Annotated in this window: 13 protein-coding genes and 1 CRISPR repeat array; of the genes, 5 read left to right on the top strand and 8 right to left on the bottom strand. The window is 56.6% G+C overall.

From position 1 onward, the window contains the following. Window positions 1–35 precede the first annotated feature (35 nt). From cas6 to ACH2ED_RS23500, 8 genes are all read right to left on the bottom strand, one after another. Complete coding sequence (cas6, locus tag ACH2ED_RS23535) at window positions 36–242, bottom strand: CRISPR system precrRNA processing endoribonuclease RAMP protein Cas6 (protein ID WP_395095194.1); 207 nt, start codon at window positions 240–242, stop codon at window positions 36–38. 291 nt (window positions 243–533) lie between these two features. Continuing rightward, complete coding sequence (locus tag ACH2ED_RS23530; RefSeq protein ID WP_395095193.1) at window positions 534–2,384, bottom strand: TIGR03986 family CRISPR-associated RAMP protein; 1,851 nt, start codon at window positions 2,382–2,384, stop codon at window positions 534–536. Next, on the bottom strand, window positions 2,377–2,940 hold the full coding sequence (gene csx19, locus ACH2ED_RS23525; protein WP_395095192.1) for a CRISPR-associated protein Csx19: 564 nt from the start codon (window positions 2,938–2,940) through the stop codon (window positions 2,377–2,379). The genes ACH2ED_RS23530 and csx19 overlap by 8 nt, the downstream gene beginning before the upstream one ends. Continuing rightward, the gene (locus ACH2ED_RS23520; protein ID WP_395095191.1) at window positions 2,937–4,304 is read right to left on the bottom strand and encodes an RAMP superfamily CRISPR-associated protein; all 1,368 of its coding nucleotides are present in this window, start codon (window positions 4,302–4,304) and stop codon (window positions 2,937–2,939) included. Before ACH2ED_RS23520 ends, csx19 begins: the two co-directional genes overlap by 4 nt. After that, the gene (locus ACH2ED_RS23515; RefSeq protein WP_395095190.1) at window positions 4,304–6,538 is read right to left on the bottom strand and encodes a hypothetical protein; all 2,235 of its coding nucleotides are present in this window, start codon (window positions 6,536–6,538) and stop codon (window positions 4,304–4,306) included. Before ACH2ED_RS23515 ends, ACH2ED_RS23520 begins: the two co-directional genes overlap by 1 nt. Continuing rightward, the gene (locus ACH2ED_RS23510; RefSeq protein WP_395095189.1) at window positions 6,535–7,983 is read right to left on the bottom strand and encodes a Cas10/Cmr2 second palm domain-containing protein; all 1,449 of its coding nucleotides are present in this window, start codon (window positions 7,981–7,983) and stop codon (window positions 6,535–6,537) included. The genes ACH2ED_RS23515 and ACH2ED_RS23510 overlap by 4 nt, the downstream gene beginning before the upstream one ends. Window positions 7,984–7,996: 13 nt before the next feature. Continuing rightward, window positions 7,997–9,235, bottom strand: coding sequence for a hypothetical protein (locus ACH2ED_RS23505; protein ID WP_395095188.1), 1,239 nt, complete (start codon window positions 9,233–9,235; stop codon window positions 7,997–7,999). A 103-nt stretch (window positions 9,236–9,338) separates the two neighbouring features. Next, the gene (locus tag ACH2ED_RS23500; protein WP_395095187.1) at window positions 9,339–9,788 is read right to left on the bottom strand and encodes a hypothetical protein; all 450 of its coding nucleotides are present in this window, start codon (window positions 9,786–9,788) and stop codon (window positions 9,339–9,341) included. 228 nt (window positions 9,789–10,016) lie between these two features. On the opposite strand from ACH2ED_RS23500, the gene ACH2ED_RS23495 reads away from it, so the two are divergent. The 5 genes from ACH2ED_RS23495 (at window position 10,017) to cas2 (ending at window position 15,447) form a co-directional block, all read left to right on the top strand. Continuing rightward, window positions 10,017–12,779 carry an NB-ARC domain-containing protein gene (locus ACH2ED_RS23495; RefSeq protein WP_395095186.1) on the top strand — a complete coding sequence of 921 codons (2,763 nt, stop codon included), beginning with the start codon at window positions 10,017–10,019 and terminating at the stop codon, window positions 12,777–12,779. A gap of 85 nt (window positions 12,780–12,864) precedes the next feature. Then, window positions 12,865–13,161 (top strand): hypothetical protein, encoded by a 297-nt coding sequence (locus tag ACH2ED_RS23490; RefSeq protein WP_395095185.1) that lies wholly within the window; start codon window positions 12,865–12,867, stop codon window positions 13,159–13,161. 62 nt (window positions 13,162–13,223) lie between these two features. Next, a complete protein-coding gene (locus tag ACH2ED_RS23485; protein WP_395095184.1) occupies window positions 13,224–14,144 on the top strand; it encodes a reverse transcriptase domain-containing protein in 921 nt (306 codons plus the stop codon). Beyond that, the gene (gene cas1, locus ACH2ED_RS23480) at window positions 14,141–15,148 is read left to right on the top strand and encodes a CRISPR-associated endonuclease Cas1 (RefSeq protein ID WP_395095183.1); all 1,008 of its coding nucleotides are present in this window, start codon (window positions 14,141–14,143) and stop codon (window positions 15,146–15,148) included. The genes ACH2ED_RS23485 and cas1 overlap by 4 nt, the downstream gene beginning before the upstream one ends. 17 nt (window positions 15,149–15,165) lie before the next feature. After that, a complete protein-coding gene (cas2, locus tag ACH2ED_RS23475) occupies window positions 15,166–15,447 on the top strand; it encodes a CRISPR-associated endonuclease Cas2 (protein WP_395095182.1) in 282 nt (93 codons plus the stop codon). A 391-nt stretch (window positions 15,448–15,838) separates the two neighbouring features. After that, window positions 15,839–17,453: direct repeats of the CRISPR family, unit length 36 nt; unit sequence GTCGCGACAGAGGGCACCGCTCAGGCGGATAGAAAC. Window positions 17,454–17,510: the final 57 nt, after the last annotated feature.

Below are 17,510 nucleotides of genomic sequence, written 5' to 3'. Positions count from 1 at the left end.
CCTTTGTCTTTGCCTGCAAGCACCCCAACCACAGGCTACGCCGAGGTCTCTGTCGGTGCCTCCGTCACGACATGCGCACGGGTCTGGCCCAGTCCCAGAGTGGTACGGGCTCCCGTGCCTGCCAGGTTTGCCAGCCCCGCGAGTGCAGCAAATGCGCTCTTCTCCTCGGGGCGGGCGGCAACACTCCAGTCCAGGTCGAGTTCTCCCACGAACCCTCGCTTAAGCCCTCCTTTGAGGCGCATTACCTCTTAACAGCAAGCTCCTATCAAGATACTACCAACGGCCACACCTTGGGTGTGGTGCTCGGGCGCTTCAAGGTTTGAGAGAGTTTTGTAACGCCCCCAGTGCCGTTCATCCTTGCTAGAGTGCTTCAGGAGAATCCCGTGGAGTTGTTGGATGAGGAGCCAACACTCTCAATAGTCGCCACCCACCGTAGGGCGGTGAGTCGCTCCCGAGCAATGTTACGCAAGGCACGCCAAGCTCCTTTGAACTCATCAATCTCCGCAACAACTGGTGGATTTGTCAAGAGAGGGCTATGAGCTTCGATGAACCTGCACCGCTGACAGAAGGAGATAACGGTCTTTCCATTGTGGCCCATCGTTGATTCCTAACTGACGGGTCTTGTCATCCCATGTTTGCCTAGCAACGTCCTCGGTGGGAAGAAGCTGGAAGAGCATTTGTATTGCCGCAAAGCGTCTTTTGGCAACTCGAATAGCCTCTTCACCATCGCTACTTTCGGCTGCTCCCTGTTGGGTGAGCCTATACCCTACCTCTAAAGCTCTCTGATAGATTTGTTTGGCTTCACTACCAGGACGCTGACCACTGGTACCAAAGGAAGCATAGCGTCGCCCAGGGTCGAGGAACACCATCTCACGAAAGGTTGTTTTTAAGGACCCCATTCCCAGACTCTTCCCCATCCCAAACTTATGAGCAGACTCGGGCCAGAGTTTGAGCGTGTTTAGTAACGCTCCTAGCTCCAGATCCGTAAGGTTCTCAAAGCGAATACGCCCTCGGAACTTTGTTCCAGGTTTCACGGGGCGAATGTCGGTGCGCTGGGTGTCTGTTGGGAGCTTGGAACCAGGTTGAAGCTCGGCTAAGGCCGATTGCGGGGAGCGGTGCCAGTAGCGTTTGTGACCACGGAGGCAGGCGTCTTTCGAGTCCCAGTGGCGGAGGTTCTCTCCGTCCCGCTGAAGCTGAACGAGATAGGTCTGGATGGCGGTGGGCTTGGGACCCGCCAGGAGAACATTACGAATTCCGTTCTGCCCCTCCAGCCACGGCAACGGGACTTTCTCATCGGCACGCTGCCAGCGGGCATCTTCAAAGAAAACACGCCCTCGAATAGATAAACCCGTTCGATCACTCCCTACCGTACCAAAGACACTCTGCGCCATGTCCGGCTTGCTTGGATCAGGGTCATAGGATTGCGCATCTCGAATATTATGAACACTGGTTGCATAGCGCAAAGCAAGCATCATGTTTGCCCCCAGTGCCGCAATTTTTGAGGAGACAAGATTGTTTAAGACTGCGAATGTAGGTTCCCCTGGGCTAAGCCGACGCGGAACATTGCGGCGATGGCCATTGGGTTCATCAAACTTATTCCCATGTGCCATCTGTCCCCAGGTCAGGTAATCGGCGTAGACATCCGCAGGAACAGGATAGTCCGTGTAGTTGTTCTCAGGATCGGCGATTACCTGAAAATAAGAGCGCTTCTGTTTACCCACTGTCCGTCCGGGAACCGTGAGCCATCCTTCAAAAGCACCTTGATCGGCTTCAAAGCAGGTCTCGACTTCGGGCACCTCAAACCAGCGCTGGCTCACATCGTCCGGGCGGCGGAGCAAGCCAACGCGCTTGCCGGTTGTGCAGAACCAGTCACGAGTTGCCTGGTAGAGCGCAGGGCTTTCGTCAATTCCACTATCGCCTACCGAGATTGCGGCAAACCCTTTGGGGAAACGATTCGAGACACGCAACACGAGCCCCTCGTCCGTCTCTACAAGCTGCCCGGCAACAAGATGGGTATCCGCATTAAAGTTGCTGTTGTATTTCTCGCGCAGCTCGGCTTTGTTGGAGGCGAAGTAACGGTAGTAGTAACGGCGATCCGCGACAAACTCCATACGACTGTAGGTGAAGATCTCGAAGGCGGCGCGTGTCATCCCACGTAGTGAGGAGCCGGGTAGCACGGGGGCACCATCTCCTTGGTGGAAGAACTCTACGGTATCTTTCTCCGAGCGAGTGAAAATGGGCGTGAGGGCCTCGTACTCGACCTCCACCCAGCCCGAGTGTCGTTCGGGGTGCCAGTAGCTCTGGTCAAAATCGGCGGCGGTCTCACTCAGGACAATCTCACGCGGCAGGGGAACAAAGTTATAGGGGGCAATGGCATCAGGCATGGGAAGGCTCCTTATCATTCACAATCTTGACAAAACGTGTGGCAACGATACGAACAAGCCCCGTCTCCGGGTCTTCTTCTAGGTGTTGGGCGATCTCTAGCCCGTAGCCTTTTGGAACAACAGTAACCCGCCCCGCACGATCAGAATACCAAAGAAACCTCGCACTACATGGCTCTGGGGGTGTCCATGACCGGTTGTTTTCTTTGGCCTCCCGACGATCCACCTCATGGGTAAAGAGCAGAGTTCTCTTCAAATCTCCCTCATCAGCTTTCAGAGTTGCATGATTTAGTTCTCCCTCCTCGTTGCGCCAGAGAAGCAGCTGCACCTCGGGGCCGAAGAGGCGTGCCTCGAAGACGCGCTCGGCATGAGGCACACGGACTCCATAGTCACGGACTTCAGAGTTTGGTACCTGGTCGGCGCGCTGCCAGGTATCGCCCTCACGAATCGCCCAGACCAGGGTGTCGGTTGCTTGAAGAACTGCCCAGACAAGGCTGTCCGAGGCTCCTTCTGGCTTTGGCCCTCCGAGGAGCCAGTCTAGGTAAGCGGCTGCGTTCATGCGGTTTCCTCCGTCAAGTAGCGGTCGAGCTGAGCGACGATGGCGGGATCAAGTGCCACTCCCTTAGCGAGAGAGAGGGGGTGGGTGGTACCGGGTAGATGCGCCGTGACGCGGCCCTGAAGCACCCCACGGCCAATGCTGGTCTCCCCCCCTAAAGGCAGTTGGCCCTCCACCAGATCGCGAGCCGCCAGCAGAAGTAAGCCAAGTTGGCGGGCAGAGGGATCAAGGCAGATCACGGTAAATTCTAGTTTCCCCCCAACAGCGGTCTGTTGGTCAAACAAGGCAGTGTCCAGCGCTCCTCCTGAAAAACGGTCTATCTTAACCCGCGTCTGCTTACGGCTTGTTCCGTTCTGGATAACGGCCTCGGAGACCTGCACGCGGCTGGCAGTCAGACCGTTTTTACTCGCTTCGGGTGCCGTTCCAAAGAGCGATGGTACGAGCGCATCGCTCCAGCTCATGGTCTTGGCAATCCGGCCACAGTGCGACCGCAGGGCACCGGCAAGCGATGTGCCACTGAGGAGCTGCTTGCCCTGCTCCGTGAGGTGGATCATGTCTGGATCGCTGGCACGGACACCTGGCGTGCGGATCAGGAGGGTTCCTGGCAAAGCACAGTCAAACTCCAGGCGCAGTGCCTGCCGCTTGTCGGGTTGGTTTGCGAGGTTGGGATAGTTCCCGCCGAGTGCCCCACGCAGAGTAGCCTGCGGGGCAAGTGCTCCCAGTGGGTTCTCATGGTCGGTCTTGGCATAGGCCCGCCACTCGTCGAGGGTGGTGAGTGAATAGCGTTTCGCCTTCCACTCCGAGACACAGCACTCCCCCAACCCACGGCTCTTGCGGGCACCAAAACGAATATGCCCTCCGGCAAGCGCTTCCAGTGCGAGACAGAGATCGGCAAGGAGCGCCTCTTCTTTTTCCCAGACCTTCCCCTCAGGCACGGCGAGCTCCAAGCGGATCGGAAATGTCAGGCCGGGTAGAGCCAGCTCACGGTCGTACTTCAGCCCGTCGGCAGCCAGGCGGGTCTTGGGATCAATACGAACGCCATCACGTATCGTCGAGGCGATAGATTTGGGTGCAGCGACAGCATCAAAAACCATGAGGGGGCTCTCGTGGCACTTCAAGTCGCCAAAGAGCTTCCCCGCCGCTCCGGAATCTGTTGTCCGATAGCCCACGAGCTGATCTTCTAGAGCGCTTCGTAGCGCCCCTGCCAGGGTAGTTCCGGGAAGCACGACCTGCCCTTTTGCATCGCGGGCAAAGGTCGAGTCCGCGCTCTCGGAGTCCTCGGTCCCAATCTGGGAGGCGGATGTCAGGGTGAGCTGGGCGCAAATCACCCAGCGAGCAAGAATCTTGCGGCGTTTCTCTGCGCTCATTAGCTTTCCTCCTGTGCCACTTTGGCGAGCCGACTGAGAAGGGTGTCAAGATAGTGCCGCCGCAGCGAGCGCTTCGTCTCCGCCCAGAGCTGCACACTCTTTGCTTCCGAGACAAGTCGGTTGCGCAAGCGCTCCTGGCTCTCGGACGAGGATACGGTAGGCCAGGTGTCCGGCTGATCGAGAAGCGCCAGTAGCCACACGGAGAGTTTTTTGCCGTCCAGACGGCAGCTCTCCAGTTTCTTGTACGCCGTCCCTTTCAGGCGTTCTTCTCGCGACCTGCTCAGCCACTTCTTCAATGTCTCCTCCCAGTCCTCGCCACGTAGTGCGGTTCGGAGGCGCTGGGTGGTGCTTGGAGGAGGAGGGTTGGTCGCTTTCTCCGCGAGCGTAATGGCATGCTGCGCCAGAAGTACCTTCAACCGCCGGGTATAGAGCCTGCGCTGCGCCTGGATCAGTAGCTCAGGCTCCGGAGTTGTCGGCTCAGCACGGGCGCGTGAGTCGTCTTTCCCTGCAAGACGGAGGTTCGCCTCCAGCGGCAAGATCGCCCAGCAGCCGTACCCCTCGGTCGTGCGCTCCCCAAGCGGCTTGGCCTGAAGCGCAGTAAGCTCGTCGGCACTGATATCTGTTGTCGCGGTGCAGAGAGCAACGCTTCCCATCGCCGCCGCAGGAACCGCGGGGAGTTCATTGCGCCAGAGCCGAGAGTAGCCACGTGCGGTCGCCACTTTCACCCCGATATTCTCAACGATGGCTTTATCTTTGAGCCGATCCTTCAAAATCTGTTTAAGGGCGTAGGGATCGTGCTGTCCGTAGTCGTTGCGCAGGAGTGCATCGGCGGTCAGGCGTACAGCAAACGCCTCGCCTTTGGCAACCGATACAGGCTCAGGCAGCCCCGGCTCACGGGCACTCCCCGCGCCCACGGTCACCTCTGGTAGGCCACCGTACTGGGACTTGCTGGAGCGTCCTAAAAATAGCGGCCCGTGGGTCAATAGGTTTGTCAGTGCCTCCGCAAGCGCACTCTCGCCCTCAGGAACCACCACTGCCCCCATAAACTCCTGATCTTCAGCCAGCGCCTCGTAGACATAGACCGGTGTCGTGCCATCTTTCCATGTCACGCCCGTTTCCCGATCACGTGTCTGGTGTGTGTGGGCGATCTTCCGAGGCTTTGTCGGCTTCCACTGGCCAGTGCGGTCCTCCCAGGCGTAGAAGCTCGTGCCAAGTGGGGTGCGCTGGGTCTGGCCATGCTGTGGCTCCGGGTCTGGACTCAGCAGTCGCTCGATCTCATCCTCAGGCTCCGCTTGGTGATCCTGTTCTTTGGTGGCATCTTTGTCACGCCGCGCTGTCAGTGGTGTCGGCAGGCCCCGTTGGCCTTTCTCACTGGGATAGGCATTGAGCCAGCGGACACTCCCCGAAGCAAGCAGACCGTGGAGCAGCCCCTCCGAGGCTCCCCTAGCTTCCAGCAGGGCAGCAACTGCGCCACGAACCGCGCTCCCCGGAATGTAGTCCCGGCTGATCCGGGAGTTGACATCCAGCTCTGAGGAAGTGAGCAAGGCAGGCTCCGTGAGTCGTAGCTGGATTGGCAGAAAGCGTGTCCCCTGAGTCACAGTAGGAAGCGGCGGAAGTGCCACAGGAGCGGGTGCGTTCTCCCAAGTAACCGTGAGCTTCACGTGCCCCAGTCCCCGGTTTCGATCCAGCCCGGCATGACGAGTGAGCGCACAGAGCAGCGAAAATAACTCCTGCTCTTTTTCTTTCAGAGTCCCACGCACGGTGAGCTTTGCCACCAGCCGAGTCCCCGCGGGAACCACACGCACCCGCCGCAAGGTCTCAGTTTTAGGGATCCCTGTGTCTCGATCCTGCGCCGTGAGCTGCCGCGTAGCAAGAAACGCTTTGGGAAGAGCACTGGATGGCAGGGGGTTACCTGTTCCGCCTGTCTTGCCTCGCGTGAGAGCTGCCTCTACCCAAGCCCGCACTCCAGGGTCGGTGACTCGGGCGGTGCCAATACGAAGTTTCCCCTCGGCATCGTTGCTCCGTGGCTGTCCTAAAAGGGCAATTCCTTCAGTAGGAGCGGGGTCGCCTAGCATCAGCCAGGTGTCACGCAACAAGCCATGAATCGTCTTTCCCGGTGCGGTGGGCAAGCCCAGTTCATCGAGCGAGACCTCGCTATCCACAGTAATGTCCAGCGTCGCGGGCATCGAGAAGCTGGTGTCACTCAGAAAGTCAATGGTCAGTGTCCCGTTCATGCGGCTACCTCCTCAGTGGTTTTTCGGGGAAGCGGAAAGTGAATATCGAACAGCTCCGCAATATCAAATAATACAGTTTGACCGTTGGTATCGAAGCCATCTGTTTTCCGGCTCCCTGGTAGAAACTCTAGTGTCCGGCACACCGCTTCCGGGTTCGTCGCATCAGGAACCCCACGCAGAGCGAGAAACTCCCTCACTGCTTCCGGCCCGTCTTGCGCGGCCTCCGCCAGTGCCTTGAGCTTGTTCCGTGCTCCGGCAAATGTCTGCCAGGCTCCCGTGAGCTCCCCTTGTTCAAAGGCATCCCAGTCTTCCAGAGAGGCGGGACGAAGCGCACTTTCTGTCCCTTCAGAGCCGTCGAGGGCACCACTGCGATTCACCCACCAGTCGAGCCGCGTGGGGGGATTCTCTTTTGAGTTTTTTGCAGAGCTTTCCTTTGCTCGTTTTTGGATTTTCTCCGCCATTCTCGCTGCACGACGGAATGGGAAATGGGCGTTAACAAAGACGATTCCCACACTCACTGAGAGCTGGTGGAAGTATTCAGGGATATTCGTCTCTGGTTCTGGTGGTGCCTCCAAATACCGAGTAAGATTTCTCGTAAACCCCAAAGCAATTCGTGCATCACAAAGAAACGTGAGGTCATCGCCTCCCTGGTAAATTTTCCGGCAGGGAAGATAGGGATTCCCATCCTCGTCGCACCAGAGCAGGAGCGTACGTTCGGGCAAGCTGGGATGCTCTAACAGAAAATAGGGCGAAGGGAAGGCAGCTTCCAGATCGTCCACGGCTCGCTTCCAGGCATCGTCCCAGCGCTTCTTGATATACTCCGACCAGAGCTTGAACTCTGTTTCAAAGCGCATATCATCACGCAGAACACTGCGCATCCATGTCTGAAGTTTCTTTCCCATCCCAATTCCATCCATGGAAACCACCGCCATCAGGTCGCTCTCTTCCCCCTCACAGCGCAAGATGAGCTGGGCATCGGTTTGGTTCGGTAAGACATACCCCGAAGCACGCGTGACACGCTGCGATCCAGACCGTTCCTGTTCCTCAGCGAGTCCGGGGAAGGAAAAAGGGAGACTGCGCGCCTGCGTGAGCTTACGCTGCTCTAAGTGCGCGAGTGCCTTCAAATAGCCCTCCGTTAGCCGATTTTTCTCATAGGGAGCGATAGTAGCCACAATCTCAAGATTATTACCAGCTTCTATCAATTCACGACTAATCTCGTTACAGACGGCTTTTAGCGGTGCTTCACTATCAGCACGCAGAGCAATATTACCCCCTGCTCCGAAGATAACGGTCGCTCCATGACGCTCTGCTGCATTTCGAAAAAGCCCGTTCTTTTCTGTGATGTTAGCGAGATAAGCCGAAGCCTCAGCAATGTAACGGAGTTCATTGCGCCGGTAGATATAATCCTGAATTCCTGATGTATCAATCAGACAAACAAACGGCATAGCTTAATTCTCCTTACGCTTGCTTCTTAAAGTAGTCTACGAACTCCCGGACAAGATTTTGATTCCATTCCTCTAGTGTAATAGGAGGAAATTTGAAATCTGGATATCTGCCAACTCGCTTAGTATTTGCAGCAGGCATAATTTTATGACGTGGATTTTCTGAAGGATCAACTGATAATTGGCAATATTTTACGCTATTACTATTAATCATTGAAACCACAACAGAGTGAGCAAGACCTCCACCTATTTGTCGTGCACGGTGCATTACCTCAAATGCTTTACTCTTTATTATTTTATGATAGGATTGTGAAGTTATAGAAACTGCGTAGAAGCGATTATTTACAACGGCAAGGACATCTATCTCGAATTTTTGTTTTTTAATAGTAAATTCTTGATTCATAACAACAGTCGCCTCAGGAACAGCTTCCGACAAAGCCTTATAAACAAGGTGCTCCATCCACAGACCGGCAGCAAACTGAATCCGTTTGCCTGTCTCATGAAGTTCTCCGGTGCTAGGATCAGACACAAAATCTTGCCAGGTTTGGGGCAATGTCGGATTATCTCTCCAAGCAGGTATTTTATTACGCACTTCTTCCCAAATTTGATTTCCTCCTTCATTTTTAAGCCAATTCAAGAGGGGAGAATAATTTGGATTTCTAAAATCATCGTAGATGTCTTTCTGTTCCGCTCGATAAATTCCTTCAAGTTCTTCAGATTGAAAGAGTTTATAAAGGCATGCAGCGGCGGCATCAGCATTTTCAGGTAATTTAGAGGAGACATGTACCTTTTCAACTCCATGAAGTTGCCGAAGGAGGTCAAACGAGATTTTCTCCGTCAAAGGCACGGTGCGGCCATCTCCGATGCGAAATTGATTACCTCGCTCTTCGAGATACACGACACTATAGTTCTTTCGACTAACCCATGCAGTCATTCCAACACCCGTCATGACATTGGTACCACCCGTGATATTGATGGCTGCGTTGGGTAATTCATCCGCCCAATAAGAGATTGTTTTGAAGACAGCCTGAAAATCCCAGGGGTTTTTGATCAGACAATCGTTGTCTTTTCCGAGCAGAATTGTGCGTCCACTCCCAAGGCAAGTGCGGATACGTTTTGCCTCATCTTCAGTCTCTTCGGAGTGAAGCAATACAATTTTTGCATCTGGTTTGGTAAGTTGGGCAATTCCCAGGTAGACCGGGAGGGGGTTCTCCCCCACAGTGCAGACCATCGCATCAAAGTAGTTAGCCATCATGTTGTCCTTTTCGTGTGTGCAGTTTACCCTTTCTCTTTACGAATACAGGCCGTGTCTTAGTCTCTTCATGATTGTCCAAAACAGACACGGCCCTCCTCGTTTCTTACTTAGTGGTGAAGGAGAACTTAGAACCTTGATTCAACTTGCCACCACCACCTTTTATAAAAAATCCCGCATATACACTGGTTAAAAGAATAGTTGCAACACGAACATCCGCTCCATATCGCGTGTGCTTTGCATTCACATCCAACTTCTGTCCATCAGGAAGAGTTATCGTTTCGATACTGACCTCTGTTTTCCCAGGACCACCAAAGATAATTCCGTTGCGACGCTGAATTACCCTGCCAACTCCCGACGCTCCAGAAGGAATAATCACTCTCCCATTCTTATCTAGAACATCAGCACTAATACGATAAGTCGCCTGTGCACCGGATTCCGATGCGTCCGTCAGAAGTTCAACAGGGATAACCGTTCCTGACGGAATATCCGCAGCGAAACAAACAGCGTTTATGGAAACACTGAACAACAAAACCATAGCAATTATCTTGCGCATAACTTAACAATCCTATCTTTGACCGACAGCATATTTTCAGCGGACAATGAAGCGAGCCTCTCGCTTTGAAACGATGTTCTTCACGGTGTGCGATCTACCTTTTCTTTTTCTCTGCTGGGACGACTGTTGAATACGTGGAACCTCACTTCCCAGTCTAGCAAGGGTTTTGTGATCGCTTTGTGATCGCTGTAGCAGGAGTTAGGGTATCGCGTGCAGTATTCTCTTTCTGTGGCATCATTACCTGCATCCCAAACCCTCCAGGTCTCTCTGCTGGGCACTCTGTCGTTGCGTGTGAATGGGGAGGACAGGACGGCGAAGCTACAAGCGCCGACGCGGGCAATGCTTGTGATTCTGGTGCTGGAGAGCCCGGCAGCGATCTCTTCCCTGCGGCTTAGTGCTCTGATCTGGCCGGAGCATCCCGACGATGCGGACGGAGAGGCACGGCGCGATAATAACTTCCGGCGGCACTGGATGCTGCTGCGGCGGGCGCTGGGGCCCGAGGCCCAGAAGGCGCTGATCAAGACACGGAGCGAGGTTCGCTTAGATTCCACATACCTCTATGCAGACATCACTGCGTTTCGAGACACGGCGCAGCGTGGCTTGCAAGGTGAGCTTGCCATACTGGAGCGCGCGGCGGCACTTGCCGAGGGGGGAGAGCTCCTCCTGGGGTGGGAAGCTCCCTGGCTCGAAGGGCATCGGGCGACACTGCGAAAAGAGGCTCACGCGGTCTGGCTGGCGCTCCTCGATCAGTGGGAACGCGCAAGCAGGCTGCACGATGCCCTTGCCCTTTTAGAGCGCCGACGGCAGAAGCAGCCCGAGGACGAGCGCTATCTACGCCGTCGCTGGCTGCTCCTGCTTCAGTTAGGAAATCACACAGCCGTTCTAAAGGAAGTGCGGAAATACCTCGATTCTGGTGGAAGGGAGCCTGAGACGAAGGCACTGGCGGAGCGCTTGAGCCGGGAGGCAAACCCTCCCTCGGAAATCCTTGAGCCTCTCCCCCGAATCCCTCTTCCCGCTCCTCGGACGCGCCTGCTGGGCCGTGAGGGAACGCTTGCTCTGCTGGCAGCACTGCTTCCGGGAACCCGCCTGGTCACGCTTTATGGCCCCGGTGGGATTGGCAAGACACGGCTGGCGCTGGAAGCGGCACAGCAGAATATGTCGCGGTTTCGTGAGGGCGTTGCCTTTGTGGATCTCACGCGCCTGGTGCCCGGTGCCCGAGGCTACGCCCTCCAAGCCGAGCTCGGGCGCGTGCTGGGCCAGCCCTCCACAACAGAGACAAGCCTGCAAGAGGCACTTCAGCACCGTGACCTGCTGCTGGTTCTGGACAATGCCGAGCATGTGCGTGAAACGGTTCGACAGGTACTGGGAGAGCTGCTGGCACACTGCCCCCAGCTCCATGTGCTTGTCACCAGCCGAGAGCCCCTGCGCCTGGCCGGGGAGCGCTTGGTGCCCGTGGGAGCCCTCACGCACGAGGAGGCTATGACACTGTTCTGGGAGCGTGCCCCGCTGGCAGAGCTACCACAAAGCCCCGAAGAGAAAGAGGCGGTGGTGAGTATCTGCACCCGCCTGGAGGGGCTTCCTCTTGGAATCGAGCTCGCCGCAGCGTCCCTGGAGCGCTTCACGGGGCTCGTGCCCCTCGCGGTGGAGCTGGCCCGCTCTTTTCACGCCCTCGCCGCCACGGCACTGGATGCCACTCTACCCGAGAGAGCACAGACCCTGACCGCTACCATTCACTGGAGCGAGGCCCTGCGCTCCGAACCAGAACGCACTCTCTTTCGCGCTCTGGCTATCTTCGCCGGGGGGGCTAGCCGCACTGCCCTTGCCGCTATCGTGGGCTGGAGCGAGCCACACACCCAGCAGATTGCCGATGCACTCGTCGCCGCCTCCCTTCTGCAAGCCGATGAGCAGGAGCGCTGGCGGTTGGCGGAGCCGCTTCGTGAGTACGCCTGGGAACGCCTGCAAGAGGCACAGGCCCTGGAGCCACTCCAGCAAGCACAGGCGTACTGGTACCTTCACTTTACTGAAGAGAGCCCTCCCCTGGCCTTGCTTGAAACCGAGCGTGCCAACCTGGAGCGTGTCCAAGCCTTCCTTCTGGATACCCAACAAACCGAGCTGGCCCACCGGCTGGGAGCTGCCCTCTGGCGCTTCTGGTACCAGTGTGGCAGTCTGGTGTCGGGTCTTGCTTATCTCCAGAGGGCACTGGATCTACCGGATCACTCGAACACGGCGGCACGACGAGAAACTCTCCTGGGCGCAGCGAACCTTGCCTATGCCCTTCGTGAGTCCGAGCCTACCCAGCGCTTTGCTCAGGAAGCGCTTCAGCACAGTGAGGCAGCTAACGATGGTGTACGGGAAGCGCGGGCACTGGGAAGCCTGGGGCTCTCGTCGCTCAGTGCGCAGCAGTTCCCCCGCGCCAAAGCCTACTTTCAGCAAGCCTATGAGCGTTTTGCCGCATTAGGAGACCAGCGCGGGGTGCGGCTGATGCACGATAACCTCGCGCTTACCGCAACGGAGGCAGGTGATCTCGACGAAGCACTACGCTTGTGCCAACAGAGCCTCCCCGAGCTTCGTGGTGACGGTCAGAACACGGCGCTGGTCGTAGGGCTTAATAATGCAGCACACCTGCACCTCCGTCGTCATGAAGATATTGCTGCGGGAGGTTACTTGCGGGAGTCATTGGAGCTTGCTCTCTCTCTTGCGTACTGGCGTGGTCTGCTCCAGACACTCATGGTTATCGTGACCTGGCAAGAGCGCCAGCAGGACTTCGAGTGTTGTGCAAAGCTCCTGGGGCTTATCGCCGCACTCCGCCAGAAGCACAGTCAACCCATTCCTCTTGATGCAAAGCCGGGATACATCGCCTTGGAGCAACGTCTGGAGAGCACTCTTGGCTCCGAGCACTATGCCAACTTGGTCACAGAAGGCACAGCCCTTCCACTGACACAGCTAATCTCCCTAGCCTTCCCCAACAACTGCCCCACCCTATCCGCCTGAGCGGTGTCCTCTGTCGCGACAAAAAGGGCTGAAAAATAATTTTTAGCGGCGTGTCGCAAAACGCTCGGCTCCTGCATTAGGGGGCATGCGAACGAAAACAAACCCCCTCGTCGTCCTCGCGGTGGCCGCTTTATGCGCCCCGCTGTTCTCCACCCCCGTGCAGGGAGCGGTCACTCCGGTGGCCGTGGTGGCGGCTATCCCTCCCCCCACGTGGACGGTCTATGTCTTGGTCGGAGGCGTCCCCGTGGATGTCAGCGACTCGGCAAGCCATGGGGAGGGCCACGTCTACCTCGACGGAGTGTTGCTAGGAACACTCACAAGCACGGGGCTGATCCTCGATGAGAGCGGAGCAACGGTAGGCTTCGTCGTCGTTGAGCCCTAGCCCACCCACTTGCCCCACCGAAGAAAAACGGTGGGGCCTTTTTTCTGTTAGGAGGTTATGACATGTCCTTGATGCCACAGCAGCCAAGCTACCAGCAGCTCCACAAAGCCCCTTTGCTCCGCCGCCTACTCGCCGAGCTACTCGATGGGCTCATTCCCTTGCGGGAGCAACTACGCCGCGATATACCCGACCGTGCTGTGCTCCGGGTTATCTCCCTCTGGCTAGAAGCCGGGGCAATGGACACTCTTGAAGTACGCCCCTCACTTGTCCAGGTAACCGCCGAGCTAGTCCGAGGCGCACTCCACACCGTGGCGCTCTCGGAAGAAGAAGAGGATCCCCTGGACTGGGAACGCTCGTCACGTGCGGCGAGCTTGCGGCGCTTCGGGGGTGAGGCAGCACGGCTTGCCTGGGACTACCGACGCTTACTTCTCCCCGCTCTGGCAACGAAGGCAGCCCTCCTAACGGGGGGGCTTGGGGTGGCCGCCGTCGCAGGAGTTCTGGCAACCAACTATGCCCTCTCCCACCGTCGGCAACGCCAGCGCGGAGCCCCACAGGGCAGCCCCCTCTCCCCTCTACTCTCCAATATCTACCTACACTCCTTCGATCTCGCCATGACCCAGGCAGGACTGCGCTTGGTGCGCTACGCCGATGACTTCGTGGTCTGCTACCCCTCCGAGGCACGAGCACGCCAGGCACAAGACGTGGCCGCACGAGAGCTGGAGCGGCTACGACTCACCCTCCACCCACAAAAGACCCGTATTCTCTCTTGTCGTGACCCTCTGGAGTTTCTGGGGCATGCCTTCGATGATGATGGGGCACTCGCTGCTGTCGCACGCACCCACCAGCCCGTGGCGGAGCTACGCAGACAGCTCGCGGGAGGGGCCAAAGCTGCACAGACCGGAAGCACGCAGGCAATCCGCGAGGTTAAAGAGCGCTTTGAGGAACTACACAAGGAAAACTCGAACGTGAGGAGAAAGCCATGAATCAGTCCGTCCTTTATGTCACCACACCAGGGGCATGCGTTCGCCAGGAGCACGGTCGGCTCCGCGTTACCAAAGGCAAGGAGCTTCTCCAAGAAGCCCGCCTCTTCGATATCGAGCGCGTGGTCATTATCGGGGGCACCGCCGGGGTAACCAGCACCGCCGCCACTGCCCTGATGGAAGCGGGGATTGAGTGTGCCTTTCTATCGTCCACAGGAAAGTTTCGGGGGCTCTTGTCTCCTGTGAGGAACCGAGGGGCGGTTGTGCGTCTGGCACAGCTCGCTGCCTATATGAACCCCGCACGACGGCTGGAGCTGGCCCAGACTCTCGTGGTGCGTAAGGTCAAGAACAGCAGTACATTGCTCTCACGCTTCACGCGCAATCACCCCGAGTCTCCGTTCAAACGCGAGCAGGATCGTCTTTTTGCCGCGCAGCATGCCGCCCGCAATGCTCTAACGATAGAGAGCCTGATGGGCTTTGAGGGCGAGGCAGCGGCGGCATATTTTTCAGCGTTCGGACAGATGCTGCGCGGTGGTTTTCGCTTCACGGAGCGAACCCGTCGCCCCCCACGTGACCCTGCCAACTCCCTCCTCTCGTTTGGGTACACTCTCCTGACCAGCGAGACGACCGAAGCCATTGTTGGAGCAGGTCTCGACCCCGCTATCGGAATGCTCCACAGCCTCGAAGACGGTCGCCCTAGCCTGGCGCTTGATCTGATGGAGCCGTTTCGCAGTGCCGTGGTGGATCGCCTGGTACTCCACATGGCCAACAACCGGATGCTCTCGCCTCTGGAGGATTTCACGCAAGATACGGACAATGGCCCCCGCCTCACTGATGCCGCCCGTCGGAAGTTCCTGCGCACCTACGAGGAGCGGATGACGGAGACATTTCATCCCCATAAGTCTGGCAAAGAGACCAACTTGCGTGAGCGGCTCCGACGTGAGGCGATCAACTTTGCGGCGGCTTTGCGCGACAATAAGCCTTTTCGTCCGTTCGCGCTGCCCTAAGGGGAGGGAATAAATCCATGCTGTATGTGCTGACTTATGATATCCCCTCGAACCGTCGGCGTCTTAAAGCGGCAAACGTGATCCTAGACTACGGAGGCCGCTACCAGAAAAGCAGCTTCGAGTGTGATCTCTCCACGGATCGGCGCTACCGGGAGCTGATAGGACGACTCTGGGATGTCTTGAACCCGGAGGAGGACACGATTCGCATCTACCGTGTGTGCGGAGAGTGCCGTCCCTTCGCCAAAACGCTGGGAATTGATACGGTGCCGGAGCCGCTTCAGAAAGTGCTCATTTTGTAGAGCGGGTAGACATTTTAATGTGTTGAGGCTCGTGTGTCTAAATAAATACCCGCTCATCCCAGATCAGCTCGCTCTGCGGCGCAACGGGGGAGCCGGTTAGCGGGTATCAGATTTACCCTCTTTTGCCTCCAAAGCCGCTCGTGTGTAAAAATCTCCCCCTGTGGAACAGCTCACAAGGCTGCTACAGCGGCACACCTTCTTGGAGGGCAGGGATACCCCTTAAAAAGTCATACCCGCTAACCTCGCGGCTTTTTGTGATGTCGAGGAAAAGCTCTCTGAGGTTAGCGGGTATTTACCTTGACAGGTTCCAAAAAACCTGTAGAATAGTCCATCCGCCAAGGCGGTTTTCGATCCCTAACGCTCTACGAGCCTTGTAGGGGCTTATGATCCGGTCGCGACAGAGGGCACCGCTCAGGCGGATAGAAACGGGTAATCCCGAGATTTGTCCTTTTTGTCCATTTACGTCGCGACAGAGGGCACCGCTCAGGCGGATAGAAACTCCTTTTCAGGGGAATTAGAGTTCCTTTTCAAAAAGGTCGCGACAGAGGGCACCGCTCAGGCGGATAGAAACCTCTGGCCTCGTTGATGGTGAGCTGACCGCTGCCGATGTCGCGACAGAGGGCACCGCTCAGGCGGATAGAAACCTGGATTTCTGTTTCATTATGGATAAGGTATAGCTTAGTCGCGACAGAGGGCACCGCTCAGGCGGATAGAAACTGATTCCTGGAACACCAAGAAATAAGTTAAAGTCCGGGTCGCGACAGAGGGCACCGCTCAGGCGGATAGAAACTTTTTGAATCTACCCTAGAAAGGGTAATTTCGTATCGTCGCGACAGAGGCCACCGCTCAGGCGGATAGAAACTCGAGAATCCATCTTTTATAATGGAAAATGAGGACAGTCGCGACAGAGGGCACCGCTCAGGCGGATAGAAACTCTCCTAATTCTAGTCTTCCTAAAGATTGGTTGTCGCGACAGAGGGCACCGCTCAGGCGGATAGAAACGGTCCAGATCCTTGAACATAATGATTTAACCATTGTAAGTCGCGACAGAGGGCACCGCTCAGGCGGATAGAAACGACCCTTTTTGTCCTTGATTGATCCAAGCGGCTCCGAGTCGCGACAGAGGGCACCGCTCAGGCGGATAGAAACGCTCTACCCCTTTCGTAAAGTTTGTGTGGACTTGTCGCGACAGAGGGCACCGCTCAGGCGGATAGAAACTCCCCAAACGGAACAGACAAAGTCAGTGCCGGAGTGTCGCGACAGAGGGCACCGCTCAGGCGGATAGAAACCCGGGCAGGACGGCCAGACGCTTGCGGCTAGTTGGTCGCGACAGAGGGCACCGCTCAGGCGGATAGAAACACGTGTATAAAATACTATGTTTTCGGTTTTTGCTTCGTCGCGACAGAGGGCACCGCTCAGGCGGATAGAAACTTTTGCTTCCTTGTGGGAAGGCTTGAATTGCACGTCGCGACAGAGGGCACCGCTCAGGCGGATAGAAACGTACGAATAAAACTTAAACACCACTTCAGTCCTAGGAGGTCGCGACAGAGGGCACCGCTCAGGCGGATAGAAACTTAAAAATTTCTTCTACCGATTTCTCCTCTTCTGTCGCGACAGAGGGCACCGCTCAGGCGGATAGAAACGCAAACCTAATTCTAGCTTCAGAAGCTTTTAGAGCATGTCGCGACAGAGGGCACCGCTCAGGCGGATAGAAACGAAACACCACTTCAGTCCTAGGAGCATTGCTACTTCTAGTCGCGACAGAGGGCACCGCTCAGGCGGATAGAAACGTGTTATTAAACACCGAAGCAATTGTGTTCCATTTGTCGCGACAGAGGGCACCGCTCAGGCGGATAGAAACATGTAATGTAAATATAAAGAATCAGTTTTAAAGTGTCGCGACAGAGGGCACCGCTCAGGCGGATAGAAACCTGAAGCAAAAGAAAGGTTAAAGTAGAAAATACTCACCAGTCGCGACAGAGGGCACCGCTCAGGCGGATAGAAACTCCTGCTTGATTTACTAACTTTCTTGAAAGTTCAGTCGCGACAGAGGGCACCGCTCA

It is taken from the genome of Armatimonas sp. (genome assembly GCF_043757465.1).
GTDB lineage: Bacteria > Armatimonadota > Armatimonadia > Armatimonadales > Armatimonadaceae > Armatimonas.
Note: the sequence above shows the minus strand (reverse complement) of the source record. Positions and strands in the feature narration are given on the sequence as shown.